The 26,839-nt window shown below is 42.8% G+C and carries 26 protein-coding genes and 2 pseudogenes; 13 read left to right on the top strand and 15 right to left on the bottom strand.

What is annotated here, in order from left to right; genetic code table 11:
- Both DC094_RS22235 and DC094_RS23025 read left to right on the top strand, forming a co-directional pair.
- A pseudogene (locus DC094_RS22235) lies at window positions 1–420 on the top strand (hypothetical protein); the annotation flags it as partial.
- 218 nt (window positions 421–638) lie between these two features.
- Window positions 639–749: pseudogene (locus DC094_RS23025) on the top strand (IS91 family transposase); the annotation flags it as partial.
- Window positions 750–985: 236 nt separating this feature from the next.
- On the opposite strand, the gene DC094_RS20665 reads toward DC094_RS23025, so the two are convergent.
- Both DC094_RS20665 and DC094_RS20660 read right to left on the bottom strand, forming a co-directional pair.
- Window positions 986–1,528, bottom strand: coding sequence for a HEPN family nuclease (locus DC094_RS20665; protein WP_116689025.1), 543 nt, complete (start codon window positions 1,526–1,528; stop codon window positions 986–988).
- Window positions 1,529–1,598: 70 nt separating this feature from the next.
- A complete protein-coding gene (locus DC094_RS20660; protein ID WP_116689024.1) occupies window positions 1,599–2,576 on the bottom strand; it encodes an FRG domain-containing protein in 978 nt (325 codons plus the stop codon).
- A 367-nt stretch (window positions 2,577–2,943) separates the two neighbouring features.
- Here DC094_RS20660 and DC094_RS20655 point away from each other — a divergent pair, with 367 nt between their 5' ends.
- A complete protein-coding gene (locus DC094_RS20655; protein WP_116689023.1) occupies window positions 2,944–3,204 on the top strand; it encodes a site-specific integrase in 261 nt (86 codons plus the stop codon).
- A 300-nt stretch (window positions 3,205–3,504) separates the two neighbouring features.
- Here the strand turns inward: DC094_RS20655 and DC094_RS20650 are convergent, their stop codons facing one another.
- Window positions 3,505–4,254: a sulfite exporter TauE/SafE family protein gene (locus tag DC094_RS20650; protein WP_116689022.1), complete on the bottom strand. Its 750-nt coding sequence runs from the start codon at window positions 4,252–4,254 to the stop codon at window positions 3,505–3,507.
- 345 nt (window positions 4,255–4,599) lie between these two features.
- On the opposite strand from DC094_RS20650, the gene DC094_RS20645 reads away from it, so the two are divergent.
- Together DC094_RS20645 and DC094_RS20640 are read left to right on the top strand one after the other, a co-directional pair.
- The gene (locus DC094_RS20645) at window positions 4,600–5,472 is read left to right on the top strand and encodes an ABC transporter ATP-binding protein (protein ID WP_158527419.1); all 873 of its coding nucleotides are present in this window, start codon (window positions 4,600–4,602) and stop codon (window positions 5,470–5,472) included.
- Window positions 5,466–6,464 (top strand): FecCD family ABC transporter permease, encoded by a 999-nt coding sequence (locus DC094_RS20640; protein WP_116689020.1) that lies wholly within the window; start codon window positions 5,466–5,468, stop codon window positions 6,462–6,464. The genes DC094_RS20645 and DC094_RS20640 overlap by 7 nt, the downstream gene beginning before the upstream one ends.
- Before the next feature lie 68 nt (window positions 6,465–6,532).
- Here DC094_RS20640 and DC094_RS20635 read toward each other — a convergent pair whose 3' ends face one another.
- Window positions 6,533–8,728 (bottom strand): S8 family serine peptidase, encoded by a 2,196-nt coding sequence (locus tag DC094_RS20635; RefSeq protein WP_116689019.1) that lies wholly within the window; start codon window positions 8,726–8,728, stop codon window positions 6,533–6,535.
- 649 nt (window positions 8,729–9,377) lie between these two features.
- Window positions 9,378–9,566: a hypothetical protein gene (locus DC094_RS21940; protein WP_133245650.1), complete on the bottom strand. Its 189-nt coding sequence runs from the start codon at window positions 9,564–9,566 to the stop codon at window positions 9,378–9,380.
- A gap of 281 nt (window positions 9,567–9,847) precedes the next feature.
- Between DC094_RS21940 and DC094_RS20630 the strand changes: the two genes are divergently transcribed.
- Together DC094_RS20630 and cobA are read left to right on the top strand one after the other, a co-directional pair.
- Entirely contained in the window at window positions 9,848–10,642 is a 795-nt protein-coding gene (locus tag DC094_RS20630; RefSeq protein ID WP_133245649.1) for a precorrin-3B C(17)-methyltransferase, read from the top strand.
- A gap of 325 nt (window positions 10,643–10,967) precedes the next feature.
- Entirely contained in the window at window positions 10,968–12,359 is a 1,392-nt protein-coding gene (cobA, locus tag DC094_RS20625; RefSeq protein ID WP_116689017.1) for a uroporphyrinogen-III C-methyltransferase, read from the top strand.
- Between the two features lie 62 nt (window positions 12,360–12,421).
- On the opposite strand, the gene udk is transcribed toward cobA, so the two are convergent.
- The 4 genes from udk to DC094_RS20605 form a co-directional block, all read right to left on the bottom strand.
- Window positions 12,422–13,045 (bottom strand): uridine kinase, encoded by a 624-nt coding sequence (udk, locus tag DC094_RS20620; RefSeq protein WP_116689016.1) that lies wholly within the window; start codon window positions 13,043–13,045, stop codon window positions 12,422–12,424.
- A gap of 270 nt (window positions 13,046–13,315) precedes the next feature.
- Window positions 13,316–13,648, bottom strand: coding sequence for a DUF1904 family protein (locus DC094_RS20615; RefSeq protein WP_116689015.1), 333 nt, complete (start codon window positions 13,646–13,648; stop codon window positions 13,316–13,318).
- 28 nt (window positions 13,649–13,676) lie between these two features.
- On the bottom strand, window positions 13,677–13,901 hold the full coding sequence (locus DC094_RS20610; protein ID WP_116689014.1) for a YheV family putative metal-binding protein: 225 nt from the start codon (window positions 13,899–13,901) through the stop codon (window positions 13,677–13,679).
- A 287-nt stretch (window positions 13,902–14,188) separates the two neighbouring features.
- Window positions 14,189–16,102, bottom strand: coding sequence for an ATP-binding cassette domain-containing protein (locus DC094_RS20605; RefSeq protein WP_116689013.1), 1,914 nt, complete (start codon window positions 16,100–16,102; stop codon window positions 14,189–14,191).
- Window positions 16,103–16,270: 168 nt separating this feature from the next.
- Here DC094_RS20605 and DC094_RS20600 point away from each other — a divergent pair, with 168 nt between their 5' ends.
- The gene (locus tag DC094_RS20600; protein ID WP_116689012.1) at window positions 16,271–16,732 is read left to right on the top strand and encodes a TIGR02444 family protein; all 462 of its coding nucleotides are present in this window, start codon (window positions 16,271–16,273) and stop codon (window positions 16,730–16,732) included.
- Window positions 16,726–17,238, top strand: coding sequence for a DUF4124 domain-containing protein (locus DC094_RS20595; RefSeq protein ID WP_158527418.1), 513 nt, complete (start codon window positions 16,726–16,728; stop codon window positions 17,236–17,238). Before DC094_RS20600 ends, DC094_RS20595 begins: the two co-directional genes overlap by 7 nt.
- Window positions 17,239–17,302: 64 nt before the next feature.
- On the opposite strand, the gene DC094_RS22230 is transcribed toward DC094_RS20595, so the two are convergent.
- Window positions 17,303–17,452, bottom strand: coding sequence for a hypothetical protein (locus tag DC094_RS22230; RefSeq protein WP_158527417.1), 150 nt, complete (start codon window positions 17,450–17,452; stop codon window positions 17,303–17,305).
- Window positions 17,453–17,938: 486 nt separating this feature from the next.
- Here DC094_RS22230 and glpX point away from each other — a divergent pair, with 486 nt between their 5' ends.
- Window positions 17,939–18,949 (top strand): class II fructose-bisphosphatase, encoded by a 1,011-nt coding sequence (glpX, locus tag DC094_RS20590; RefSeq protein WP_116689010.1) that lies wholly within the window; start codon window positions 17,939–17,941, stop codon window positions 18,947–18,949.
- Between the two features lie 91 nt (window positions 18,950–19,040).
- Here glpX and djlA (DC094_RS20585) read toward each other — a convergent pair whose 3' ends face one another.
- Window positions 19,041–19,823, bottom strand: a complete 783-nt coding sequence (djlA, locus tag DC094_RS20585) for a co-chaperone DjlA (RefSeq protein WP_116689009.1) — start codon at window positions 19,821–19,823, stop codon at window positions 19,041–19,043.
- Between the two features lie 922 nt (window positions 19,824–20,745).
- On the opposite strand from djlA (DC094_RS20585), the gene DC094_RS20580 reads away from it, so the two are divergent.
- Both DC094_RS20580 and DC094_RS20575 read left to right on the top strand, forming a co-directional pair.
- A complete protein-coding gene (locus DC094_RS20580) occupies window positions 20,746–21,264 on the top strand; it encodes a transposase (protein WP_158527416.1) in 519 nt (172 codons plus the stop codon).
- Window positions 21,265–21,317: 53 nt separating this feature from the next.
- Window positions 21,318–21,947 carry a cysteine hydrolase family protein gene (locus DC094_RS20575; RefSeq protein WP_116689007.1) on the top strand — a complete coding sequence of 210 codons (630 nt, stop codon included), beginning with the start codon at window positions 21,318–21,320 and terminating at the stop codon, window positions 21,945–21,947.
- A gap of 168 nt (window positions 21,948–22,115) precedes the next feature.
- Here the strand turns inward: DC094_RS20575 and djlA (DC094_RS20570) are convergent, their stop codons facing one another.
- From djlA (DC094_RS20570) to DC094_RS20560, 3 genes are all read right to left on the bottom strand, one after another.
- Window positions 22,116–22,919, bottom strand: coding sequence for a co-chaperone DjlA (djlA, locus tag DC094_RS20570; protein WP_116689006.1), 804 nt, complete (start codon window positions 22,917–22,919; stop codon window positions 22,116–22,118).
- A 473-nt stretch (window positions 22,920–23,392) separates the two neighbouring features.
- Window positions 23,393–23,608 carry a hypothetical protein gene (locus DC094_RS20565; protein WP_145959859.1) on the bottom strand — a complete coding sequence of 72 codons (216 nt, stop codon included), beginning with the start codon at window positions 23,606–23,608 and terminating at the stop codon, window positions 23,393–23,395.
- A gap of 132 nt (window positions 23,609–23,740) precedes the next feature.
- Window positions 23,741–24,694, bottom strand: a complete 954-nt coding sequence (locus tag DC094_RS20560; RefSeq protein ID WP_206605717.1) for a LysR family transcriptional regulator — start codon at window positions 24,692–24,694, stop codon at window positions 23,741–23,743.
- Window positions 24,695–24,810: 116 nt separating this feature from the next.
- Between DC094_RS20560 and DC094_RS20555 the strand changes: the two genes are divergently transcribed.
- On the top strand, window positions 24,811–25,176 hold the full coding sequence (locus DC094_RS20555; RefSeq protein ID WP_116689004.1) for a nuclear transport factor 2 family protein: 366 nt from the start codon (window positions 24,811–24,813) through the stop codon (window positions 25,174–25,176).
- A gap of 317 nt (window positions 25,177–25,493) precedes the next feature.
- On the opposite strand, the gene DC094_RS20550 is transcribed toward DC094_RS20555, so the two are convergent.
- Window positions 25,494–26,600, bottom strand: a complete 1,107-nt coding sequence (locus DC094_RS20550) for a TRAP transporter substrate-binding protein (protein WP_116689003.1) — start codon at window positions 26,598–26,600, stop codon at window positions 25,494–25,496.
- Window positions 26,601–26,839 lie beyond the last annotated feature (239 nt).

Genomic DNA, 26,839 nt, shown 5'->3' with positions numbered 1-26,839 from the left:
AAAAAAATTCAAAAAAAGAACAATCAACGTCGATATGATTATAATTTCGCCCGATTAAAACCTTTTGTCGATAGTGAAACCAACTCCAGCATTAATATTAAAGATAAAGTCCATCCGTTGCCATTTAAATTAAAAGATTATCTGGAATTGGTTGATACCAGTGCTCGCATGGCGCGCACTGATAAAAAATACCACATGGATAGCAGCCTGCCACCAATATTTGAACGACTAAACATTGATACCGAAGCTCCGTGGTGGGCAAGCGCCATGAGCGGCCGCAGTAATGTGATGGCCAGTGCACGACAGTTTGCTCATGCAATGGGCAGTGCGCTGAGTCTCAAGCAGTTTAAAGAGCGGGTCAAGCAACAAACCGAAGCTTGGCGGCAGCAAACACCACTTGGAAAACAACCACCTTCTTGATGCTCGATTTTATTGAGTAGATTTAAGTCAGAAGATTTAAAGTCAGATGCAATTTAAATAACCAGAGTTAATCTGGTTTTCGTCGTGATATCAATTAGCACCATTGCATTCGAGGCGAAGAAAACGGTTGCCGCAATCGCGTCGAACGCTAGGTTTTTTTAGTTATCCCGGTTATTAAATTTTTTGATTGGAATATAATTGGGATCATGGGTGGCGTGTTATTTTTCTACATCATCCCCAAAAAAGCACCAGAGAAAATCAAACCCCGTCGTATCTGCCCTTGCTGTAAAGAAGAAATGCGCTGCCTGGGCGTGGTACGACCGGTCTAGCCGAAAGGCAGAAATAATAAGGATAATGGCGTAATTATTGAGCAGGAGGGCCGTTACAAAAAACCTAAAAACATGCACTATAAAAAATGCTGATTCCAGCGTTTATAGCTTTGCTCGCCCTGCATTTAGCGGCAGGGCGTGACCTACTTAGTTGAAATATCTGTAATTTACTATAGAGAGTGCCACCCGGGCTTGTTCAACACCCGGATAAGGTGTCGGCTGCGCGACACCTATCCTTATTTGTTATGTTTTTTTAGTTCTTTCAATTCTATATCTTTTGTCATACACCAATATGCTAAAGCTTGAGTAAAATTCATTAGTTCATCAACTGAAAGCTTAACCTGGAAAACATCACTTTTATTTCGAGGATTTTTATCAGTAAAAATAAAATCAATTGTTTCTGTAAATTCAATTTCGCCATGGGAGACAGCATTGCGTAAACGTCTAAGAAAGTACTTTAACTTATATGAAGGCTGTAATTTATTAATCCCCCACTGTGTTTTAAGTGAATTTGTTTCGATATCATCAGGGATGGAGTCAAAAAAACTTTCTTTTGGTAAAACTATATAAGTATACAGAGAAGATATGAATTGATACTGGTTATAAAAACTATGGTTATTTCTGTAGTCAGATTCAACTTTTTCATAAGGAGCGTACAATTGATCAAGTATTTCTCTGAGTTTGATATCATTTTTGCATTTTGCAGAATCTACAAGGCCCAATAGCTGATTGTTAATTCTTTGAAGGGCTATTATAGATTTTACATTTTCTTCGTTCATGCAAAGATTCTCCTGTGAAACATAACGCCGCAATCATTAGTGAGCGCAGCGAATCCGATGCATTGCCTTGTTATAAGCCGTAAGTTTCGGTAAATATGGATGCAATATCTTTAGCTTGATATTCCATTTCTGGAAATAATGTTGCTTCCGTTATACCCACATATTCAAGCTCTTTAAGGATCTTTTTCTTGTCTATTCCTAAAACCTTTAGTTTAATCAGCGAGCCGTCCGAATAAGTATGGTCTTCCATTTTGTCTACTTTAATAAACTCTTCGCCATCAATATACATACCTCCATGAAAGGTAAAGAATCCATGCTGTTGCCTTATTCTAGGGTTAAGATGAGGCGCTCTAAATGGCACTACATTAGAAAATGCTCTTATGATTTCTTGAGTGACATGAGGCAAAGGCTTTCCCAAATGATCATTAGTATTGAGAAGTTCTTGCTGCAAAGTTAAGCTTTCAAAACTTGCATTACTTCCCGTAGAAAGACCAAAAAACTTCATACTTAATCTAATGTCCTTTTTGAGGTCACCTAACCGAATTCCATTTAGTCTGGAATCATCGTTTAGTAAATCTGAAGTTCTATAGACGAGCCTTCTAAAAAAATTAGATCGATCTTTTTCTTCAACCTGCATTTCCATCAGCTCGTTGAAATGAAAATCTCTTTCCATATACGAAGGATCAAAAACAAATAATGAGCCATCTTTTTCCTGATCTTCAATACAACAAAAATATAGTGCAACAAGTAAATTGCTTGACCAGTCTAACAATCGTGTAGGAAGCCCATAATGTTGCATAAGCGTTAGCCATTCATAAGTCGTTTTATGTTGATTTGACTGATCAGGATAACGTCGTTTAAATTCCTCGAGCATTTTTTGCTCATTAAAGGAAACCCCGAAGGCTTTGCCTTGCCTGAAAACACTAGGTGTTAGCAAATAATCATATACGGACTGCCCTCTAAACCAAACAGACTTGAAGTTACCAGCATGCTCTTTAAGAACAGATGTTATATTACTAATACTTCCTGCTATTTCAATTTCTTTCATAGAGTGCACTTTTTACCAGAGGCTTATAACAGCAACCTATGCCGCATTTTTGCCGCATAGTCTTATATAAATGTGAAAGACAAATTCCGCTTTAGCTCGCCGCTAGGGCTTTACTCTGGTGGCTTGCTTGCCTTTTCACGTCTTGTTGGCGACGATATATTTTGATTCCGTGTATGTCAATTGATTGAACTATCGACAAAATGCCGCTGAACAGAGGGGTTTTGAAAAAGCATCTCAACCAATTGAAATGAAATGGTTATTTTACAGTTTACTCAATCGACATATACGGTTAACTTTTGTTGAGTTTGACATAATTGGACACTGTATCTATATACAGCTATCTTGTTTTCGTTTTGTCAGGTGCAGTATGCGATTACAGCAGCGTTATTGCGAAGCCGTTCGCCAAATGAACTATTCCTATGCGACTGAGAAAACCTACTGGCAGTGGATTCGCCAATTCCTTCTGTTTCATAAAATGCGTCACCCTGAGCAAATGGCTGAAGCTGAAATCACCCCGTTTCTTAGTCATCTTGCGGTAAAAAAGAACGTATCTGTGGCAACGCAACGGATTGCTTTAAATTCCATTATTTTCTTATACCGGAAAATCCTACCACCCGCAGTTTTTTAATATTTCACTAGAGATGAATCAATTTCATTAATATAAAATAAACTCGTTAATTTTATTACTTGGTTGTTTAGTTAATCGACAGATCCTGCAGGTGACAGTTGAAATAGAGCATTTCTGAAACTTTGACTCTGCTCTCGAATGACGCTAGCGCTTATCTAGGCTATTCGTGGAAAAATAAATCATAAGTAAACCAACTAAGCGCTTAATTGGCTTGCTCATTATAAAAACACCTTACTACTGAATGATTGATTTCTTAACTAGAAAAAGATCCAAAAATCAAAAAACCATCCACTATTTAATCTACAAAATTTCTCTAATAATTCCAACGGATGCAATAGCCGCCATAAAACACAAAGTAATTTTTCTAAAAAATTCAGGCGGGCTTTTTAGGAATTTTTTATTCCCAAGAATCGTGCCGATCATTGCAGGAATAAACGCAGCAGCTGCCAATGCCAGAACATCATAAGTGATCACACCCGCTGCTGTTGCAAACAAACAGGTATAAATATCTAACAGGATCAGATAACTGAGTAAAGTCGCTCTAATTTGATAGATATCTTGCTGGCCCGATAGAAAAAACACCACCATCGGCAATCCACCAACACCCGCTACACCGTTAACAAGCCCTGAAGTAGCGCCTGAAAAAAGTAACCGCCCTGTTTTGCTCGTATCGTTTATTCGAAAACCTCGCCAAAGCAATAATGTAAAAATTAATACCAGCACAGAAATAACCAAACTAATGGTATCTGAATGGGTATTTTTCAAAAAAAACACCCCTAAAGGTGTGCTAACAAGCGCTGCAAAGAAAGTAAAACCAAGCTGCCGGTAGTTGATATATTTAAATACTGAAGGAAGTAAACTGACACCAGCAATGATCTCAATTAGAAGAATGGCCGGTATCACCTGTGCCGGTGGCAAGAAAATCGTTAGTCCTGCAATGGCTATTGCGGTGAATCCGAAACCTGAATATCCGCGAACGAGTGAAGCAATTAGCACGATTACGCCTGAGAAAAGTAAATACGTTGTACTCAATTGATCAAATACGCTCATTCAGATTTCCTTCGCCTATGATTTGTAGGACCTTTGGTTGATTCATATCCCAGCCACTCCAGCTTAGCTTGTTCTTTATTAACATAATATTTCGCTATCTCTGCTGATCAGGTAATTTCATAAAAATACTTTGTTCTTGAATAATTAATTCTGTGGCTGACGTAATAATTTCTTTGCGGTCTTGCTCGTTTTGCTAGAAAACCCGCTATCGCAATAAACTCATTACTTTTAGATCTAAACCATTTTAAGATTTTTACCGCCTAGCTCTAGCCTGATCAACTGTCTCTGCTTAACATAGGCTACCTGAGTTTATTTTTGCTTCACAGCCATCTCCCGGAAAAATTCTTGTCAAACAGCGGCGCCAAAACCTTGCAGGGCCGAACCACGCCCAACCAAAGCAGCCAAACTCCATTTCTAGAGGTTGAACAACTCAGCTGGTCGGTTGGTCAACTTCAGCTACTTCGTGAGATTAGCTTTTCAGTCAATGCGGGTGAATTTGTCGGTTTGATTGGCCCTAACGGTGCCGGTAAGTCTTCTCTGTTACGTTGCATCTATGGTTTTAATCAGCCAGATGTCAGTAAATTGTTGCTCGACGGGCAAAACCTGCAAAAGATAAACAGCGAACACCGCGCTAGAAAAATCGCCGTGGTATTACAAGAAAACCCTTCTGAGTTTGGCCTGACATTGGGCGAGGTCGTCTCTCTTGGTGCGTTACCTTCCAGCTCTTGGCTCAATCCATTTCAAAAACCATCGACGCAACATATCGAACAAGTGCTAGAAAAAGTTGCGCTTTCGGGTCGTTCAGATCAACCAATTCATGAACTTTCTGGCGGTGAACGCCAAAGGGCGATGATTGCTCGCGCCATGCTGCAAAAACCAAAACTGCTCATCATGGACGAGCCAACCAATCATTTGGATGTCCGCTACCAGCCACAGGTTTTAAGACTGGCCCAACAAATGAAAATTTCGGTGTTGGCCAGCATCCATGATTTAAATCTGGCAGCGGCTTTTTGTGACCGGTTGATATTGCTTGATCAGGGAAAGCTGGTCGCCAACGGCACACCAAAACAAGTTCTGACGGAAAAGAACCTGTCTGAAGTTTTTCAAATAGAAGCCAAGGTCGACAATCATCCGTTGCATGGTTGCCCAAGAATTACCTTCCGCTATCACCAGCAATCAGACATTGGCTCCAAATCGGCAGGAGATTGGTCATGCTAAAACAATTACCACTGCCGATTTTATTGCCACTATTAATACTGGGTTTATTGGTCAGCATGGTCTGGAGCTTAAGCTTTGGTATTGCAGAGATCGACTTCACCCGTATGCTGGAAATATTGCTTCATCCATTTACTAACAACCCAACTGATCCCCAATCAGTAATCGTCTGGCAGTTACGGGTTCCGCGAATGCTACTGGGCGTCTTGGCAGGATTTTCACTGGCGGTAATCGGTGCAGCACTGCAAGCATTAACTCGCAATCCTTTGGCCGATCCTTATTTGTTCGGCATCGCATCTGGCGCTAGCCTCGGCGCCGTCACTGCTTTCTTGTGGCTACCCGGTTTGATCGGTATTTTCACGCTGCCGTTATTCGCCTTTTTTGGTGCGATGTTTGCACTGGTACTAGTGCTTTCATTAGCAGGCAGGCAAGCCACCACCGAGCGATTAATTCTTTCCGGTGTTGCCGGGTCATTTCTTTTAATGGCTGGCGCAAATTTATTGCTTTATTTAGGTGATCCTAAAGCGACCACTTCGGTTATTTTCTGGATGATGGGCGGGCTGGAACGCGCCCGATGGATTGAATTATGGCCGCCATTAATTACCACTGTTGGCGGTTTATTTATTTTGCTGTGGCATGCGCCCCAGCTCAATGCATTATTGCTCGGAGAAGAATCAGCCCACACGCTGGGCGTTAAGGTTAAACAACTGCGCTGGAAGCTGTTTACGGTGACTGCATTAATGACGGCAACGATTGTCAGCTTATGCGGTGCAATCGGCTTTGTAGGCTTGATGATTCCACATATCACTCGGGTATTATGCGGCAGTGATAATCGGCGGTTATTGGTTTGCGGCGGTTTTATCGGCGGTATTTTTCTTTTATGGGTCGATGTTTTGGCCAGAAAGATATTGGCACCACAGGAGCTTCCGCTAGGAATTATCACTGCAGTTATCGGTAGTTTGTTCTTTATTATTTTAATGCGCCGGCGTAGCTAGTCATCTCAAACTATAAATATAAAAAAACCTGCCACAGTCCGTAGCAGGTTTTTTTTATACGTTTTAGATTAGTTAAAGGTAATCGACCAGCTATCAATATAACCCGCATCCTGATTATATTTATCTTCTACTTTCAAGCGCCACTCACCCGCAGCAACAATACTTCCCGCACTAATATTCACTTCACCACTCAAATTATCGGCACTGTCATTTGATGTGTCGTGCAAGATTTGAGATTGACCGCTTGGTGCAAACAGTGTCACTTTCAGATCGCCCCGATAGGTATGTTTAATGCTATAGCGCACCGTTATATTGCTGCTAATTCCATTACGATCAATATTTAACGGGCTGGTTATACTACCTTGTCCGTCTGGAATGGAATAATTATCATTATTTTCAAAAAATACTATTTCATTTCCATCATCAACATCCCAACTCGCTAATACAGTGACATTATTAAAGCCACTCCAAGCATGCACAGTAATGAAATACTCGCCCGAGATCGGTGCATCTATCGTGATCGATTCATTCGAGTTGCCGCTTTCTGATTTCTGATCCGCTTGATTGGCAGTATCTGCCGCACTCTCTTTTTTCAACCATAAATCTGCATCACCATTATTACCTGTAATGGTCACTTGTAGGTTTTGTGCATTTTCAGGTATATCGATGCGGAATTTTTTATTGGCCTTGTCAGCTAAATCAAACGCTGCCGATACTTGGCCATTGGCTAAAACAGCATCTGTATCTACTGGTGGTTCTGGGTCGGGATCTGTTCCACCTGAAACTGCAGCAACTGCTGCTGAAGCATCAACCAGTCCATCACCACAATTACTGGTCGTACACTGGCGAGTGCTAACAGAAGGGAAGCTTCGCGAAGTTTGCTTGAGGGTTTGTTCAATTTGCGCCGGTGTCAGGCTATTGTCAGCAGACTTCATTAATGCAGCAACACCAGCAACATGTGGCGTTGCCATAGAAGTACCTTGTAAATAACCATAACTCATCGAGCGCTGGCTATAGCTGCCAGTGTTCACTGTGGATAAAATAGCACCATCACGGTCACCACCTGGCGCTGCAACATCGATTTTATTTCCGTAATTCGAGTAGCGTGCTCTAGAACCTGTTTTACCCACGGCAGCCACCGAAATAATGTCATCACAATTTGCTGGGCTGGCGTTATTTACGCTTTGGTTTTCATTACCCGCAGCGATAACTAAAGTAACGTCTTGTGCAACTAAGTCATCAATCGCGTTTTGGTAAGCACTGCCACAAGCACCGCCGCCCCCCAGACTCATATTAATAATCTGTGCCGGGTTCTGGTTAATCGGTACACCAGGAACCGATAAACCGGCAGACCAGCGCATGGCATCGACAATATCTGCAGTCGTGCCGCCACATTTACCTAATGCTCTAACTGGAAGAATTTTTGCGTCGGGTGCAACACCTGATACACCGATGCCATTATCAGATTCGGCAGCAATGGTGCCTGCGACATGGGAGCCATGCCAAGAAGAAGTCGAATCACTCGGCGGATAATATCGCCCGTAAAGATCGCTACATTCACCGGCACGAATACCATCACCCGGGTCATCTGGATTATTGTCTCGACCGTTACCATCATTGGCAATAAAGTCATTGCTAATCATGTCATAACCGGGCAATAACTGGTTATTTAAATCGGGATGATTCACTAAAACACCCGAATCAATCACCGCCACAACGACATTTTCACCGCTAGCCTGATCAAGTGCTTGTGGCAGGTTTAATGCACCAGGATAACTCGCAGCTGATTGATAATGCCACTGATCAGACCAGCGCGGGTCATTGGGAATATAAGCCGAGCGCATAATTCGGTTAGCTTCCGCGTACTCAACTTCAGGTAATGCTGACAATTGCTTAGCCAGTGCAACAGGGTCGATCGGTGATTGTCCTGATACAGACCTAGCTTGTACTCCCGGGTAGCCTGTAGTTTTCAAACTAATTAGTTGGCTATTTCCAGATAAAGCGCGAAGCACTTCAAAATCTACTGGTAATTGATTCTTAGTGTAAAAAGCACCCGAGAGACTTCTGGCCTGAAAGCCAGCATTTTTAAATTTTACAATAATCTCGCCCGTGGTAATTGGCTTAGATGCTATGCCAGAAATAACCGTGAAAGTAGCAGGTTGCTGAGATTCAACAGAGGTTGGTGATACTTGTTGTTCATTATTACAACCAAGTAGCGCCATTGCGGTCAAGCCTGGTAGGCCAAACTTTAGGTAGGATTTCATTATATTCCCTTATTTTTTTTGTTACACCCAAGCCCTTCAATATGTAGGGTTTGACAAGAATTGGCTTAGGTATATTCCTTATTGGTGAAAAGTCTCGACTGCCAAGCTGCTGAAAATTGAAGCCGAAACACAACACTGCTACGAACCTTGATGATTTTCAACAGCTTTACATAAAAAATAATTACACTACAAAAAAAACAACAACATATCTCATTTGGCATAAAAGTAACCAATTGAACGTTTCGTTCTCAAGGATTTATCATTTTATCTAATCATTAGCCTAAATAGCCTCTGCTTAAATGAGCAAGTAAAAAACAAGCATACACAAAAATTTATGACCGGTTCGATCGTCATTTAGCTAACAAGGAAACTAGCGATGGCCATCATCAAATAGTTGATGTTTTAATGACAAAAAAACCAAACAGACAAACATCACAGCCGAATAGACTGATTCATATCATGCAATTAGCGCTTAATTTTACCAGTGGCTTGGTTATTAGCATAAAACTACAAAATATAGTGAATTAGCGCGCAATTTGAGATTTTTACTGATAAGCCTTGATCTGAATTGATTAAAAACAGGTTTTACCACAACCATTCGTTGATCATTGTTCAAATATTGATCGAGGTAATGGTTATCTGATACAAATTAGCTCATTTTGCAGTAGTAGTTCAGACCCATGTTACTAGAGATGCCTGCCCGAGTTGGCATATCCAGCATGTAAGCATTGCTCTTATTGTCATTCAACGTCTTTACGATGCGAATAGAGACGTTCTTATTCTTGCTGGTGATTTGCCAAATATCTAAATACATCGTTCCATACTGAATATACGACATTATACCTAAGCCACTTTAAAACATAGTCCTCATACTATTTTGAGCCCTGAATATTGAGGTAGCTTAAGCATATAATTTGTAGCGTTACTTTTTTTAATTTCGATAAATAAAACAAGAATAAAAAGGTAATTCAAGTTGCCTGAAAACCTGAAATTGAACATGGATTTCTATCATTGAATAAGTGATTAACGTCGATTGGTGGCGAGCCGATCTAGTTTTTTACTAAGCCTTTTTATGAATTTTTCGGCATAAGCATGCCGATCGCATGAGTGTTTGAGCAAATGAAAAAAATAAAGGGTAAATTATCGGTTGTTGGTTTAGGCCCTGGTTGTGCAGACCTAATAACACCTCGAGCGATTAGCGCAATCGAATCTGCCGATTTAGTGGTAGGGCTAGATGAATTATTAGCGCAAGTCGAGCACCTGCTACCTGGTAAAGAAGTAGTCACTAGCTCACGATCTGAAGAAGTACCTCGCGCATTAGCTGCAGTATCTGCCGCATTAAAAGGACGCCGTGTTGCACTACTGGCATCTGGAGATCCAGGCGTATATTCGATTGGCTCACTAGCTCAGGCAGCTCTACGCGATCAAAGCTGGCATAGGGGCAGTTCTAGCCAGTTTGAAATCATACCTGGCATACCTTCAGCACAATCGTGTGCATCGTTAATTGGCGTTCCACTAGGCCATGATAACTGCACGATTTCTCTATCCGATTTATTATCCAGCTGGGATGATATTAAGTCCAAAATAGCATTTGCCGCTAGAGCCGACTTTGCAATTACCTTATATAATCCTTCTGGCAAAAACTCACAAAACCAGATGGTTGAAGTCCGAGAAATTCTACTGCAACATTTATCCGCTTGCGTACCTGTAGCAATTATTAAATCTGCCTACCAACCTGATCAAAGCATTGTACTGTCAGATTTAATGCATTTTCTAGCGCATAATATTGATGGCGATTCAACGGTTATTATCGGCAATACCCGTAGCTATATTTATGAAGGTTTAATGGGAACACACCGCGGATACGGTGAAACCTATGATTTGGTTACCGGCGAACTACGTAAGGCTGATTGAGATTCGGATCAACTCATAATATTCGAAAATACTGCTACGGCTGGCACCTTGTCAGCCGTTTTTGTTTGTTAGTCGTCAAATTTTACATAGTGTGATTTGAGTTTTGTCCGTTCGGCCTAAGTTTTGCCTTGTATCAGGTATCCGCTACAGTTTTCAGCTTTTATGCCCCAATTTGGCTTGATCTCGGCAATAATGATGCAATCACGGCCGGTCTTATTCAACAGGTGCACAGCATTGGTGCATCTGTCACACTTTAAGCAACAGGCTATAGCTGGAAACAACGGCAATATTCAGTAAAAGCAGCATATATTTCGGTGGAATCAGTATGAGCAAGGCGCAAATCAACAAAGGAAAGGTCTATTTAGCAGGCGGAGGTCCGGGTGACCCTGGCTTATTGCCAAGAAGAACGCTAGACCTGATGTCGCGAGTCGATGTGATTTGCTACGACGCCCTCATTAACCCGGCACTTTTGGCTCTGGCACCAGAAGATGCTGATATGGAAGCCGTTGGCTATCGCGGTTATAACGGCGGCATCGTTTATGGCATGCATCCTCGAGTCATTGAACTAGCCAACCAAGGAAAGTCGGTACTGCGATTAAAAGCAGGCGATCCCTTTATCTTTGGCCGCGGCACAGAAGAGTGTCGAGATCTGAACGACCATCAAATCCCTTTTGAAATTATTCCAGGAATCACTGCCGGTTTGGGCGCATCGGTTTACGCAGGTTTTCCTTTAACCAGCGGCGGAATGGCATCAGACGTTACGCTGGCCAGTGGCCATATGAGCTCAACCGCGCTGACTTCCTGGGAGTCAATGGGTAAAGGTTCTGGCACGTTGGTGCTTTATATGGCCTCTAAAAAAATCGACAAATGTGTTGATCGGTTAGTAAAAAACGGTCGAAACCCGCAAACACCGGTTATCCACATCTCAGCAGCCACCAGTGCGGAACAAGTGGAAACTGAAGGCACGCTGGAAACCATCGCAGAAAAAATTGCCGCACTCAATAATGAAAACCCAGCGATTATTATTGTTGGCGAAGTAGTTGGTTTACGCAGTGAAATGAATTGGCGCGCCAAGCTGCCAATGAATCAGCAAAGAGTCTTAATTGCCGGTCGTAATTTACACACTATGCAAGCCGCATTAGAAGACATGGGCGCAATCTCTATGTCACTTCCATTGTGGACACCGGAATATTTAATTGACTCAATCCGCTGGAAAAATATTTGCAGTGAAAAGGTCATTGCTTTTGCTGATCGGCAAAGTGCCTGCGCTTTTAAACGCGCACTGCCGGAATTTGGGTTGGATATTCGAAAGCTGGCTGGCATTCGACTAATTGCCTGTGGCGAACATAGCTACAACGTATTAAAAGAAATTGGCTTAACTGATACTGAACAAATGTCGAAGTCTGAATTACCAAAGGATGCTTTATTACTTCACGGCCCTCGCTCAGTAGGCAATCATTCAAAATGTTTGCAGGTTTGGCAGCGCAAAGCACTAAAGCAGCGCTTTAGATTAGAGCGAGCGGATAAAGTTTATGTCGATGACCGCTTCTCATTGGAAGCTTTGTGCCAGCTTCAAGAGTTCGACAAAATCAAAGGTGCCACTTGGTACACCCGACATAAAACGCTAATTCCACTAGGTGAAAAATACGGGCTGGATTTCCGATATATAAAAAATGCACCACAGAAAGAAATGGCTGTAGAGATGTCAGAAAATTAACTGAAATTTACTCATAAAAAAAGGCTGACTTATAAAGTCAGCCTTTTTTATTTATTAATCGATTAGCCTTTAACCAAATCCATAATCTTGGTTTTAATCAGATCAATTGCAATTTTGTTTTTACCGCCACGAGGGATAATTAAATCCGCATGCTGGCGTGATGGCTCAATAAACTGCATGTACATAGGACGCACTGTTTCCATGTACTGATTAATAACCGACTCCACGCTACGGCCACGAGATTCGATATCTCGCTGCATACGGCGAATCAGGCAGATATCCAGCGGCGTATCCATAAAGAAACGTAAATCAAACTGCTGACGAATCCGCGGGTCAACAAATAGCAAAATACCTTCATAGATTACTACTCGTGAAGGCGAAACTTTTCGCACTTCTTTAGACCGGTTGTGCTCGGCATAATCATATACAGGCACATCGATAGTTTCACCGCGTTTTAATGCCTGCAAATGCTGCAACATTAAATCGTGGTCCATGGATTCCGGGTGGTCATAGTTGGTCTGTACCCGTTGATCCATACTCATGTGAGTCTGATCCTTGTAATAAGAATCCTCAGAGATCATGCATAGCTGATCAGTTTCAAAAGCGGAGCTGAGGGTTTCTGCTAACAGGCTTTTACCAGATGCTGAAGCACCGGCAATTCCCACAAGGATAGTGTTCTGGCTCATATGAGTCTCAAATTAATATTTAGGTTTATTAGAGAGGTGATTTGATGAGTTTTTCTCATCATCTCTCAGGTCCAGGCGTTGCTGATGGCTGATCTTGCGACTCGGCAAGTATCACTCCAACAGTTTGATCAGCAGACATCTAATCAAGGGTTCCTGTTGGGCGGTTATTGTACCTGAAATCGGTCAGTTATACCTGATCTGGCTCGGGTCAACTTCCCAGCGGAGTGTTTTTGTTAGCCGAAATGCTTTGGTTTAACTAATCACAAACCATTACCCGAAATGTTGTCCGTTTCGATAGTAAGCTGATTTATCCATTACATAGAAGACAACAGAATAATCCATTTTACTGCCCAAAACACGATTCAGTTCATGGGTTAATACTTGAGCAATTTGATCTTGCTGCGCTTGCGGCCGAGCAAACCAATGCACTTCGAGCAATGGTTTGAGTTGGGTTTGACCATTAATCAGCAGTTGACTGCTGATCCATTCTAATGGCACAGCCGATGGTTTGATCGACAATGGCTCAGCTAGAATTTGCGGCAAGCTAAAACTGAGTGATTCTGCTTGTTGCTGATCAACACCGCGAATTCTTAAATGGGGCATCGGGATAATCCTTTAATTAAACCTAGAGTTACTCACCATTCCAGATAATCGCCTGAGGTACACTGGGATCTTTTGGCGGCTTGGTCAGATCTTTTAATACCGTGCGAGTCGACTTGTTGGTATCGAGGGTTTGCAAATCTTCACAAGCCACACAATGGGCATAATGAAGGCCTTCGTCTTCCCAGGACTTAATCGTGTCCATTTTTCCGCAGCTTTTACAAATAGCCCCGGCAATAAAGCGTTTTTTAATCATTTAGTAAACCTGATTTAACCATTCAGCAAAAAATGCTGATGATTAGTTGTTAGCCCCGCGTCATTCTCGTCATTCTCGTCAGGGATTGGCGGGGAGCCAGTGGCAGGGAAGTTAAACCGCTTCTCAATTAACAGGTCGCAGATGAATATACGAAACTGAAAACTGGAATTTTTATCTCAAAATTTGCTCCAAATTTAAACATTGCCTTCCTTGGCAACTGGGTTCCACCATCTCTATACGGAATGACGGAACTTAACCATTTCCTTCTTAATTATTGCATCAAACAATCACACCATCTCTTCCAGCTGATCGGTTAATTCCATCCAGCTTTCTTCTAACTGTTCTTGCTCTGATTTAAGACTGCCCTGCTGCTGTAGCAGTTCCGCCAATTTGGCTTTATTGGTTTGATCATAAATTTCTGGCTTGGCTAATTCTGCTTCAGCTTGGTCCAGTAATTCATTCACTTGATCTAACCGTTTTTCAGCTTTCTTGAGCTTATCTTGTAACGGTTTAAGCGATTTACGCTTTTCAGCATCCAGTTTACGCTGCTCTTTACGATTAGCCGCACTACTGGCTGACTTTTCCAAACCATCCGATTCAGCAGCTTTTTCTGCCGCAGCCTGCTCACGGTTTCGTTCGGTTAACCAGCGCTGATAGTCTTCCAAATCACCGGTAAATGGCTGCAATGCTTGACTGTCAACTAAATAAAGTTCATCGGCCACGGTACGCAATAAATGTCGATCGTGACTGACCAGAACCAATGCACCAGGATAATCTTGCAGAGCCATGGTCAATGCATGACGCATCTCTAAATCTAGATGGTTGGTCGGTTCGTCCAGCAATAATAAATTGGGCTTTTGATACACCAACATCGCCAGAACCAAGCGGGCTTTTTCACCGCCGGAAAAAGGTGCTACTGGCGAATCTGCCTGTTCACCACGGAAGTTAAAGCCGCCCAAAAAATCACGTATATCTTGTTCGCGCGCTTTAGGGTCTAACCGCTGCACATGCAGCAAAGCACTTGCTTGTGGGTCGAGTAGTTCTAACTGGTGCTGAGCAAAATAGCCCAGTTTTAAATCATCATGTGCTTTACGCTCACCGATAGTGGCCGCTAACTCACCACATAACAATTTAATTAAGGTCGATTTACCGGCACCGTTAGGGCCAAGTAATGCCAAACGGCTACCGGGTGCCAAGTTTATATTCAGCTGTTTAAATATCGGTGGTTGTTCGGCATAGCCGAAATCTACTTTGTTCAATTGCAACAGTGGGTTTGGCTGTTTTTCTGGCTCACGAAAAACGAAATGGAATGGCGAGTCGATATGCGCCGCCGTGATCACTTCCATTCGCTCCAAAGCTTTTATACGGCTTTGTGCCTGCTTGGCTTTGGTTGCCTTAGCTTTAAAGCGGCGAATGAAAGATTCCATATGGGCTCTTTCTCGCTGCTGCTTTTCAAAGGCTGATTGTTGCTGGATTAATCGCGCCGCTCGCTGGCGCTCAAAATCACTGTAGTTACCGGTATAACTGTTGGCGCGCTGGTGTTCAATATGAGTGATATGCGAGCAAACACTGTCTAGGAAATCCCTATCGTGGGAGATCAGTAATAAGGTACCTGAATAAACCTTCAGCCACTGCTCTAGCCACAATACCGCTTCTAGATCCAAGTGGTTGGTTGGCTCATCGAGTAATAATAAATCAGAACGGCATAACAAGGCTTGCGCCAAGTTTAAGCGCATTCGCCATCCACCGGAAAAACTACTGACCGGATGTAACTGTTGCTTGGCAGTAAAGCCCAAACCATGCAGTAATTGACCGGCACGAGACTGAATCGCATAGCCGCCAATTGCATCAATTTTTCCATGCAACAGGCCTAGCTGCTCACCATTATTGGCTTGCTCTGCTTCAGCTAGTTGAGATTCCAACAGTCGAAATTCATGGTCGCCATCGATCACGTGATCAATTGCTGACTTTTCCAATGCAGGAGTTTCTTGGGCAACATGGGCAATTGCTAAGTGGCTTGGAAGCTCCAAATCACCCGCATCTACCGTTAATTCACCACGTAATAAGGCCAATAGCGAAGATTTGCCACAGCCATTTGCGCCGGTAAGACCTACACGGTTTCCGGCATGAAGAGTAAGGTTCACATCCTCAAGCAGTAGCTTGGTGCCACGGCGGAGGGAAAGATTTTGCAGTCGAATCATGGCGCGGGAGTTTATCACTTCGCCATAGGGAAGTATCCTTTAAGCAAAATCTGGAGCAGCTAGTATGCTGTAAGCCAATCAGATGGATCATTCAGTTCATTGGCATACTGGGTGCAAGCGATTATTCAGTGTTCGTGCGGCGTATTTTCAGGTAAAAGGAGCGTTCATATGGGTCAAGAAAGTCAGCTTTGGGATTACGGTTGCTCGTTATGGGAAAACACCCATATTCGGGACAGTTTTTTAAAACTGCAGGATGAAGATGGCATCAATCCATTGTTAGTAATGGCTGCCAGCTGGCTAGCTAGCCGCCAGATCAAACTTAATAGTGTACGGATTGCTGAGCTGAGCAACCGAATTAGCCCATGGAATGACCAGGTAGTGAAACCGCTACGCAATGCCCGTCGTTTTGCTCGGGTTCAGGGGCAACACAAGTTGGCTGACGATATTGCACAAGCTGAATTGGATGCAGAGAAAAAAGTACTGCAATGGCTACAAGATGCCACTTCGAGCTGGAAGAAGACGGAAGCCGGTGCCTTGTTGGAAAAAAACCTGGCGATTACTGCCGAATTTTACGATTTACCGCACCACCCGACCTGGTCTGAACTAGAGCAATGGATCAGCCAATGTTAATGCGTTTTTTCTTTAAATTGATGTTATTTGTTGCCGTTGCATTTGGTGCTTTATTTGTAATAAAAGGCCCTGGCGGCGTACCTTTTCTAAAGCTGGATCAGCTTAAAGCACCAGAGCTATCCAACCCGCTAACTCAGGTATCAGATCAGATTTCAGCTCAGTTGTCCCAGCTGATTGAATCAGACCAGAATGACCCGGATGCCACATCTACCGTATGGCGCTGGCAGGATGAAAATGGTCAATGGCATTTTTCAGACAGCCAAGTTAATGGTGCCGAAGAAAAGCAGGTGACCTACAACACCAGTATTAAAATCAGTCAGCTGGTGCAGAAGTCCGCTGAAGAACAGCAAGAAACCGGCAATAAAGCACTGCCCAAAAAGCCGACGGAAATAGATTCAGTATTTTTGCCAGATAACGCAGCAAAAGCATTAGAACAAGCGCAGCAAGTCGAAGCGATGTTAAAGCAAGCCAATGAAAATCGCCTCAAGCAGCTTGATAATTTATAATTTATTTGGCTGTTTAATTATAAAAAGCCAGATCTATTTAAGATCTGGCTTTTTTAATTAATAATTAATCACCGTCCAAGCATGGAATTTCTGGAGATTTTTTTTGAGGATGCTGCTGATGACAGGCTTTACAATGCTGCCAGCTAGAACGCTTACGCTGTTGTTGAATTTTTTTATGCAACCGAGTGACCGAACATCTAAGGCGAGACTTCATGGCTTGCACCTTTTGTTACTGCAATACTGCTACTGCCGATTACTACCTGATGACCTGCTTTGAGATTTCAAAGCAATCCACCACAAAACGAACCCTTCATAGAACTCATCACAAAAGCATGAGAAGCTATTAAATCTGTCATTAGCTGATGCATTAAAACAAACTAAAAAAGCGATACTTTGACAGTTGTCGAGAAGTAACAAACTGTCAAACTCAAGCGCTGCTTTTATCGTCACTATGACAACCGATGATAGATCGCTCACATTTAACCGTTTTTTTATTCTCTCTTTTACGTTTTGAATTTTTTCTATGGCTTCTCGCTTGGGCATTTACCCGATTAAATTAATCAATTACTTCTCTCAACAAACTCAACAACTTCTGCAACCAATTGAAAAGCCAACCCAACAAATGTTGGGGTCAATGTTTTTGTGATCCAAGTTGTGGTAGATTGCGCCGCGAATCTTTCCCTCATATGAACAGGCAGTTATGAAACGCGAACTGGCAATTGAGTTTTCACGAGTAACAGAAGCCGCCGCTTTGGCAGGTTACAAATGGTTGGGCCGTGGTGATAAGAACGCTGCAGATGGCGCAGCCGTTGAAGCCATGCGAACTATGCTGAACCATGTCGATATCGATGGTGAAATCGTGATCGGCGAAGGTGAGATCGACGAAGCACCAATGCTCTTTATCGGAGAAAAAGTCGGTACTGGCAATGGCATCAAAATTGACATCGCAGTTGACCCGATTGAAGGCACACGAATGACCGCAATGGGTCAATCCAACGCCTTGGCTGTATTGGCCGCCACCACCAAAGATGGCTTTTTAAAAGCGCCTGACATGTATATGGAAAAAATCGTGGTTGGCCCTGGCCTGAAAGACACAATCGATCTTTCCCGCCCTTTATTAGATAACTTGAAGGCCGTTGCCGCCAAGTTAAACAAGCCCCTTTCTGACCTGACCGTCACAGTTCTAGCCAAACCTCGCCACGAACCAATGATTGCCGAAATGCACACTGCCGGCGTGAAGGTTTTTGCGATTCCTGATGGTGACGTTGCGCTGTCAATTCTTGCTTGCATGCCAGAATCAGAAGTCGATGTAATGTACGGCATTGGCGGAGCACCTGAAGGGGTGGTGTCTGCTGCAGTGGTTCGCGCCTTAGGCGGCGATATGCAAGCTCGCTTGTTACCTCGCCATCTAGCTAAAGGCGATACTCCGGAAAACCGTGAAGTCGGCGAACAGGAAATTACTCGCTGTAAAGAAATGGGACTGGATGTTGGCCAGCTGCTTAAGTTGGAAGACATGGCTAAATCAGATGATTTGGTATTTTCCGGTACCGGCATTACCAAAGGTGATTTACTGGACGGTATTACTCGAAAAGGTAATCTAGCCACTACCGAAACGCTGATGATTCGTGGTAAATCCCGCACCATCCGCCGTATTAAATCAACCCATTACCTAGATCGTAAAGACGAATTTTTATTGAAATTGGTAATGTAATTTTTGATAAAGCCAGCGATTACATTCGCTGGCTTTATTTTAGAAATAATTGCCGAACATAAACCATGAAAAAAAATTAATAAAAAAGCAATCAATTACTACGAATCTTTTTAATCAATGCATAAGCTTGCTGAATTTGTTGGGTACGCTCAGTAGCTAATTTAATTGCTTCTTTTGCGACACCTTGAGACGCTAACTTGTCAGGGTGATGCTCACTCATCTGTTTTCGATAAGCCATTTTCAGATCACGATCGTTAATTGAAGGCTCTACGCCTAACAGCGCATAGGCATCTTCAATGGTCGGTTCATTACTTCCTGGTGCCACACCACCTGCCTGCTGCTGTTGAAAATGCATACTGGCTTCAACCATTTTTAACAGTTGATCAACAATCAACTGCGGAATATGCAGGCTCTTGGCGACTCGATATAATACCTGACGCTCAGCATCATGCACTGCACCATCGGCAAAAGCAGATTGCAGTTGAATTTCTAAGAAGAGTTTTCTTGACTGGCCGTGCGAGCTGCGTCGAAACTCAATCACTCGCTGCTCTAATGGGTAATCTGCGACTTTACCTTTAGAAAATGCCTGCTGTGCTCGCTGACGCTTTTCGCCATGCAGCTGCATTCGATCCATTAGTAAGTTGGCTATATGAATCTCTGCCTGACTGACTTGACCATCTGCCTTAGCAATATGTCCCATCACCTCAAAAGTCACATCAAAAAACAACTGTTGTGCTTCTGCTTGTGCTTGTGGATTCAAACGCGCTCTAAGGTTTAACGGGCCTTTACCTGCCGCTCTGCGGTCAAAGAGGAAACCAAAATACACGCCGATCAGAGCGCCAACCCATCCCCACAGCCAATAGCCAATAGCCAATCAAACTGCCAAGCAGCTTACCCATCATTCACCAAGATCCTGAAAATTGATTCATTAAAAACCGTTCAAGTCTGCCAGAATTCAGGCAGCAGCAGAAGACTAGTCCATTCAAACGCCATCCATAACAAGCATCAGCACGTACAAAAATTTTCGGCTGACCACTTTGCGCTTGATGCAACTCAACAATCAACACCGTTATTACAGGCTCAACAATGCTGTTGTTGCAACGTAATTTTATGAAATCAACATAAAAGACAACAAACCTTCGGATTTTTTGCTATTCCATCCACACTAAAGGCGCTTGCTCAAAAAGGTCTGTAATCGGACGATAAACACTCTGAATGACTTACGTATATCGACCAGCTCGGCATACAACCAGTTATTTTTCTGGGCAGGTAGTGCCAGCATTACTTCTGGCTAACTTGAGTTTGACCCCGTTGCCCAGCGACAATACGATGTTCCAGGGGGCTGCTGGCTGGCCAATGACGCCAGATCGATAAATGCGGATGGACTATTTTGCTTTGAAGCAGATAGCTCAGAGATAGAATCACTTTGATTGCAGGCAAAAACTGATGCCATTTATTAAACAGTGGAACTGAAAAATTTTATTGCTGACAGGATTGCTCAATAGACAGCTCAGAATTTTTAAAAACAATAATTAATGTTTGCCACTGTTTGCGAGAACGGCGAGGTGGGCGGGCAACGGACATGTACAACATCCTTTTAATGCAACAACAGCAGGCTAATATTTTGATAAGCAATTAATGGATGATTGGATTTCAGCTGGTGTTAGCTTTATTGTTCGAGCAAGTGCGTCCATTAACCCTGAGATTACGGAATGTGCTGTTAGGCCGGGCTTTAAAGGGCGAAAATTAAAAGAGTTGTATCGGTATTTGCCCAAAAAAAGCAGACAGATACAAAGGTGCGCTGGAAAGGATATCAGGGCGAGATTCGACTGGTTATCCGTTGGAATAAAAAGAGAAAGCGCTTTGAAAGTCTGGCAACCAATCTGCCTCAAGCCACTTTCAGTACTGAAGATGTCCAGCAAGGTTATAAGCTACGCTGGCAAATAGAACTGTTATTTAAAGAGTGGAAAATCCTGACAAATTTAAAGAAATTCAACACTCGAAATCCGGAGATTGCTGAAGGGATGATCTGGACAAGTTTGATTGGTGCATTGTTGCGTAGGTATTTGGCCTATCAAGCGAAAACCGCTCTGAATCGAGTTGTTTCGACATGGCAAGTGAGCAAACTTGGAAGTGGCTTATTGGTAGAGTTCTGGCGCTGGTTTGCGCGCGATAACAAAAAGCGTGCAAAAGAAGCATGGGATCATTTGCTGTGGCTTTGGCGAGAAGAGGGCGTTCGCCAGAACACACAAAGGGACGCCAAAAAAGGTCGATGCAACAGCGACTTAATAATAAAGCGTTCTCTTATTGTCTAAGCAAAGACTATTGACTAAACTAGTTTTTACTTAAGAAATTGAAGCTAAAAACAATGCTATTAGCAGGAAGTCTTGCAGGGCATCTAAGTGCTCATTTACAAAAAAACGCAAACAAAGTTGCACTATTGGTAATTGACGAAAGCTGGAGAGCGTCCAGCTGGTTCTCTCGAAAAGGTTACTTTAACCCGACCCGCTGGCAACAAGAAGTGCTCTACTATGTACATAAAGCAGACTGCCATATTTGGCTAATTAATTTTGTTCAAGGTAAACCCTACTCTACCGATGGCCCAGACCAAACCCGAAGCGAACTTAAAGCAATGCTGGATATGAATTCATCAAAGGTACACTTGCTTCAAAAACCACACAGCAATGCTTTTGAAGAAACCAATTTACATGAGCAATTACAATCACATGGGATAGAACGATTGGTGATTATGGGCTGGCATAGCAATAGCTGCATCCACGCAACCATTGGAGCTAGGGATTTATCAGCACGCGATATTCCTTACAATGAAGCACTCTATGATAAACAGCCATTATCATGGCGATCCAATGAAGATGGTGCCACTCATTATGGTTATAAAACCATGACGAGCTCCTATATCATTCATGGTGGTGATGCATACTGGAAAGACGATTTGGCAGATCACTTTCGAAACCTGGAATTTTACAAGCAGTATTAATTTTAAAACCAAGCCTCAATTCTATACAGAAACACACAGCCATAATTATTATATCAATGGTTAAATTAAAGCATAATCTGTTATGTTCTAATTAATAAAAATCCCGAATAGAAAGCTATCCGGGGTAACCTGAAACAACCAATTGATAAAACAAGTGGGGGGAGGGGATTATTTTTCCCGCTGCTTTTTAATTTTCGAGTAGGCTTGCTGAATTTGCTGGGTTTGTTCGGTAGCCAGTTTGATGGCTTCTTCTGCAACACCTTGAGACGCTAACTTGTCAGGGTGATGCTCACTCATCAATTTGCGATAAGCCGTTTTAACTTCTTTATCTGTCGCAGATGACTCTATTCCCAGCATGGCATAAGCACCTTCCAATGTTGGTTCATTCGATCCTGGTGCCACACCACCTGCCTGCTGCTGTTGAAAATGCATACTGGCTTCAACCATTTTTAACAGTTGATCAACAATCAACTGCGGAATATGCAGGCTCTTGGCGACTCGATATAATACCTGACGCTCAGCATCATGCACTGCACCATCGGCAAAAGCAGATTGCAGTTGAATTTCTAAGAAGAGTTTTCTTGACTGGCCGTGCGAGCTGCGTCGAAACTCAATCACTCGCTGCTCTAATGGGTAATCTGCGACTTTACCTTTAGAAAATGCCTGCTGTGCTCGCTGACGCTTTTCGCCATGCAGCTGCATTCGATCCATTAGTAAGTTGGCTATATGAATCTCTGCCTGACTGACTTGACCATCTGCCTTAGCAATATGTCCCATCACCTCAAAAGTCACATCAAAAAACAACTGTTGTGCTTCTGCTTGTGCTTGTGGATTCAAACGCGCTCTAAGGTTTAACGGGCCTTTACCTGCCGCTCTGCGGTCAAAGAGGAAACCAAAATAGAGACCGACCAAGCCGCCCAACCAGCCTCCAGCCCAGAAGCCAATCGCAAACCCCAACACCTTACCCATCATGAAATATCACACCTGTACCCGGCAATAAAAAGTAAAACAACAGCTTATCATCTCAATGGCAATCACTGGCTCTAGCTTGCACGTGATCTTCGCCCCAAGCGAGCTGCAGTTGGTAGACCAATTTCAATTATCCCAAACAAAACGCGGGTAAAAAATTGAATGGTAAAAATATCATGTAATTACCTTATTTCGTACTGCTTACACAGAAAAAATAGAGCGTGTGATCAAAGTTGAGGTTTACAGTTGCAAGCACTGAAAAGGATGGTGGTGATGAAAGTTGTTCAATGAGGAGAACGAACGACTCGAATGAGCCAGCAAAAAACTTCTGATGCCAAAACTTCAACGGAATATTTACAACAGCTATCGCTATTGGTTAATAAATTTAAAATCAACAAATAAATATTAAGTCACCAGAAAATAAAAAAGAGCCTCGACTCTTTTTTTGTCTTCTGATTGTTCACTAGGAATAATTATTAACGCCCTTTTCCTAGACCACAATTCTGATAACCATTTCTTGCTGGAAATGGTCCTTCACAGTCTGCACCCCGATCCCATAAAGATAAGTTATTTGGCTCAGTGGTGCCTGTAGTGCCTGTGGCAGCGCAACCGGTCAAAATTAAAGTACCGAGTAAAATTGAAAATCGCACCCATAACTTGATTGAAAACTTAGGCGATAATTTGAATGACATCACAGCGCTCCAGATTAATTTTTGGTTATTTTCTGTTTCTTCATATTTCGATAGTAAAACTCGGAGACAGTTCATAAACTATTGCTAATAATACAATTATCACTGTACATGCTAGCCAAGTAAAACCGCTGTTCAAGCTGGATTTATGTGATTCAGATGCTTTTGAATTGCCTCAATTGAGAGCTCAACCGAGCATGGTGGCTTCTGATTATAAGAATGCACGCTATAAATTGGCACTTCGTCTAACTGCCAGTCGCTGCATATTGGTTCAAGCTCAACATGGTTGTTCAATAGAAAATTGGGAATGATCGCAATACCGGCACCCGCTTTAGCCATAGCAATCACTGAGGGTAAAGAGTTGGTAAAACGAGAAGCGCTCACCTGCAATGTTCGGGTTTGTCTTGAAGTTTTGCTGGTTAAAGCATGGGATAATCGCCGCCCTTGCCAGCTGTTAGCAATGTAATCTAAATCGAGTTCATAGCTGATTTCACTGCCATCCCTGTCTTTAGTGTCTTCAGCTTGCTGCAGCCGAGTTACCAACTGATCCAGCTGATTTTGGTGCCTCTCAATAAAAGGCTTGCTGGCACACAGTACATCTCGAAAACTGCCTAACTTTCGTTGCTTCAAATTGCTCGATGGCAGAAGACCTACTCTTATCGCTAGGTCGATTTCTTGTTCGAGTAAATCTACTCGCTGGTCATTGGCCTGAAGACTTGGTCGAATCTGAGCATATTCAGTACACAGCTGACCAATCGCTGGCGCAATGATCGCTTCAATCAAAGCATGCGGCGCACTAATTCGGATAGGGCCTGCGGGCTCTTGGCGAGATTGCTCAGCAACCTGCCAAGCATCCTTGGCCAATTGCTGCATCTTCTGACACTGCAAATAGAAATCTTGTCCAGCAGGCGTTAACTGTTGCCGGCGGGTAGTTCTCTGCAGCAGAGACACTTTTAATGCCATCTCCAGAGATTTCAAATGCTGACTGATCACTGATTTCGACAAATCCAGCGACTCAGCCGCTGCGCTAATCGAACCACAATCAACCACTGACGCGAAGATGCTCATATGACGCAAATATTGGATCATTGTTTCAAAAAACCAAACAGTGTTTTCTCAATTGTCCAGTTTATAGCATGAAACTTTATCGCTAACATTGATTAACAATTTTTGAGCCACTTCTTTCCAGTTTTAGGATGTCCAATATGAGCCAAACACTTTTAGATGCAGTCCACAGCGCCAGCCAAAACTGGAAAAATGCCTTTAATTCTGGCGATGCTGCAGGTTGCGCCGCTCAATATGAAGCAGATGCCGTGATGCATGCCCGCCCATTTGGCACTTTTACCGGTACTGAACAAATTCAGGCATTCTGGCAAAATCTGATCAACGATGGTTTTTCTGATGTTGAATACATCGAGCCGAGCTTTGAAGTAGTTGACTCGCAAAGCGTGTTATTAAAAAGTGGCTGGAAAATGAATCAAGCGCAGGGCGTAATCCATAAAGAATTATGGGTACTGCAAGCTGACGGCAGTGCAAAACTGCGTGAAGATGATTTTGAAGCACAAGGCTAATCGCCTGCTCTAAAGTTTGCCAATAACAAAAATAAAAATAAAAATGAAATTTACTTTAACGACTTACCTTGATGGGTAGGTCGTTTTTTTATGTGGAAATTTTAGACACCGCAGCACCAGCATCCATGCTTCTTTGCGAAAACCATTCCGTCCTTGGAAATAATCGCACCAGCATCCATGCTTCTTAGCGAAAACCATTCCGTCCTTGGAAATAATCGCACCAGCATCCATGCTTCTTTGCGAAATACATTCCGTCCTTGGAAATAAAAAGCCGCAACATTACTGCTGCGGCTTTTTATTTTTCACTGATCCAAAAATTACTTAACTAGGTCTTCATTACTATTCAAGAAAGCCTGATCTGAGATTTTGGTCCACTGACGGCTCGTTTTCAAAAAGGCTTGCTGAGATTCAATAATCTCTTTCGACAGTGGATCTTTAGCAGCCATTTCAGCTAACAATTCATCATTAGCCTTTTTCAATACTGCCATTACCGGTGCCGGGAAAGTTTTAATCTGAATAGAAGGATATTCTTCCTTCATAATTTTCCAGTTTTCACCATTTTTAAACGTTACCTGAGTCAGCGTTTGGTAACCGGATAATTTCATGGCGCTTAACAAAATTGCCTGTAGATCTTCCGGTAGGCTGGCCAACTTTTTCTTGTTAACCAAAAACTGTGACTCTGCACCTGGCTCGTGCCAGCTGGTGTAGTAGTAAGGAGCGATTTTATGAAAGCCCATGCTTAAATCAAAGGCTGGTCCAATCCACTCCAAAGCGTCGATGGTTTTGCGTTCCAGTGAAGTATAAAGTTCACCCGGTGCAATATTGGTTGGCTTGGCACCGACTTTGGCCATAATTTCGCCAGCAAAACCCGGAATACGCATTTTTAAACCGTGCAAATCTTCTGGCGTATTGATTTCTTTTTTAAACCAACCACCCATTTGGTTGCCGGTATTTCCGCCGGGAACTGCCAGCAAACCATGACGACCATAAACCTTATTCATCAGCTCTTGGCCACCACCATATTCAAACCAAGCGTTCTGTTCAGCGGCAATCATGCCAAACGGCATGGTAGTAAAGAACAAGGTATTCACATCCTTGCCTTTCCAATAATAAGAAGCGGAATGGCCTAAATCGTACTGACCAGATTTCACCAGATCGAAAATACCTAAAGGTGCTTTATGCTTATTAGAAGCATCAACCCGAACCTTCAAACGACCTGCAGACATTTGCTCTGCCATTGCAGCAAAACGTTTAGTGGTGTCGGTTAAAACAGGCAAAGACGATGGCCAAGTTTGCGCCAATGTCAGGCTATAGGTTTTTGCTGGCTTGACCACCGCAGCAGTTTCAGCTTGCTGTGTCGGTTGGGTTTGTTCATTACAGGCACTCACCAAAAAGGCGGCAGCAGCTAGCAATAGGATTCTCATGGGGCACTCCGAGATCGCAAGAAGATTTTTATATCAATGTTATGGTTTGAGCAGCGCAACTTTTTACTAACAGCTTTTCACCGCTCAATATTGGCAGCATATCAAATTTGCCTAATCTTGCATTAATATTTCAAATGAATTGAACAGCATATAAAAATTTATTATGTGATCGCATTCCTGATTCGATTGTCAAAAACACCTTTACTCATTTCTAACCACCTAACCTTGCTGTTAGTGTG

This window comes from Pelagibaculum spongiae (assembly GCF_003097315.1).
GTDB classification, from domain to species: domain Bacteria; phylum Pseudomonadota; class Gammaproteobacteria; order Enterobacterales; family Pelagibaculaceae; genus Pelagibaculum; species Pelagibaculum spongiae.
The sequence above is the reverse complement of the archived record's forward strand: the minus strand, read 5'-3'. Positions and strand labels throughout refer to the sequence as shown.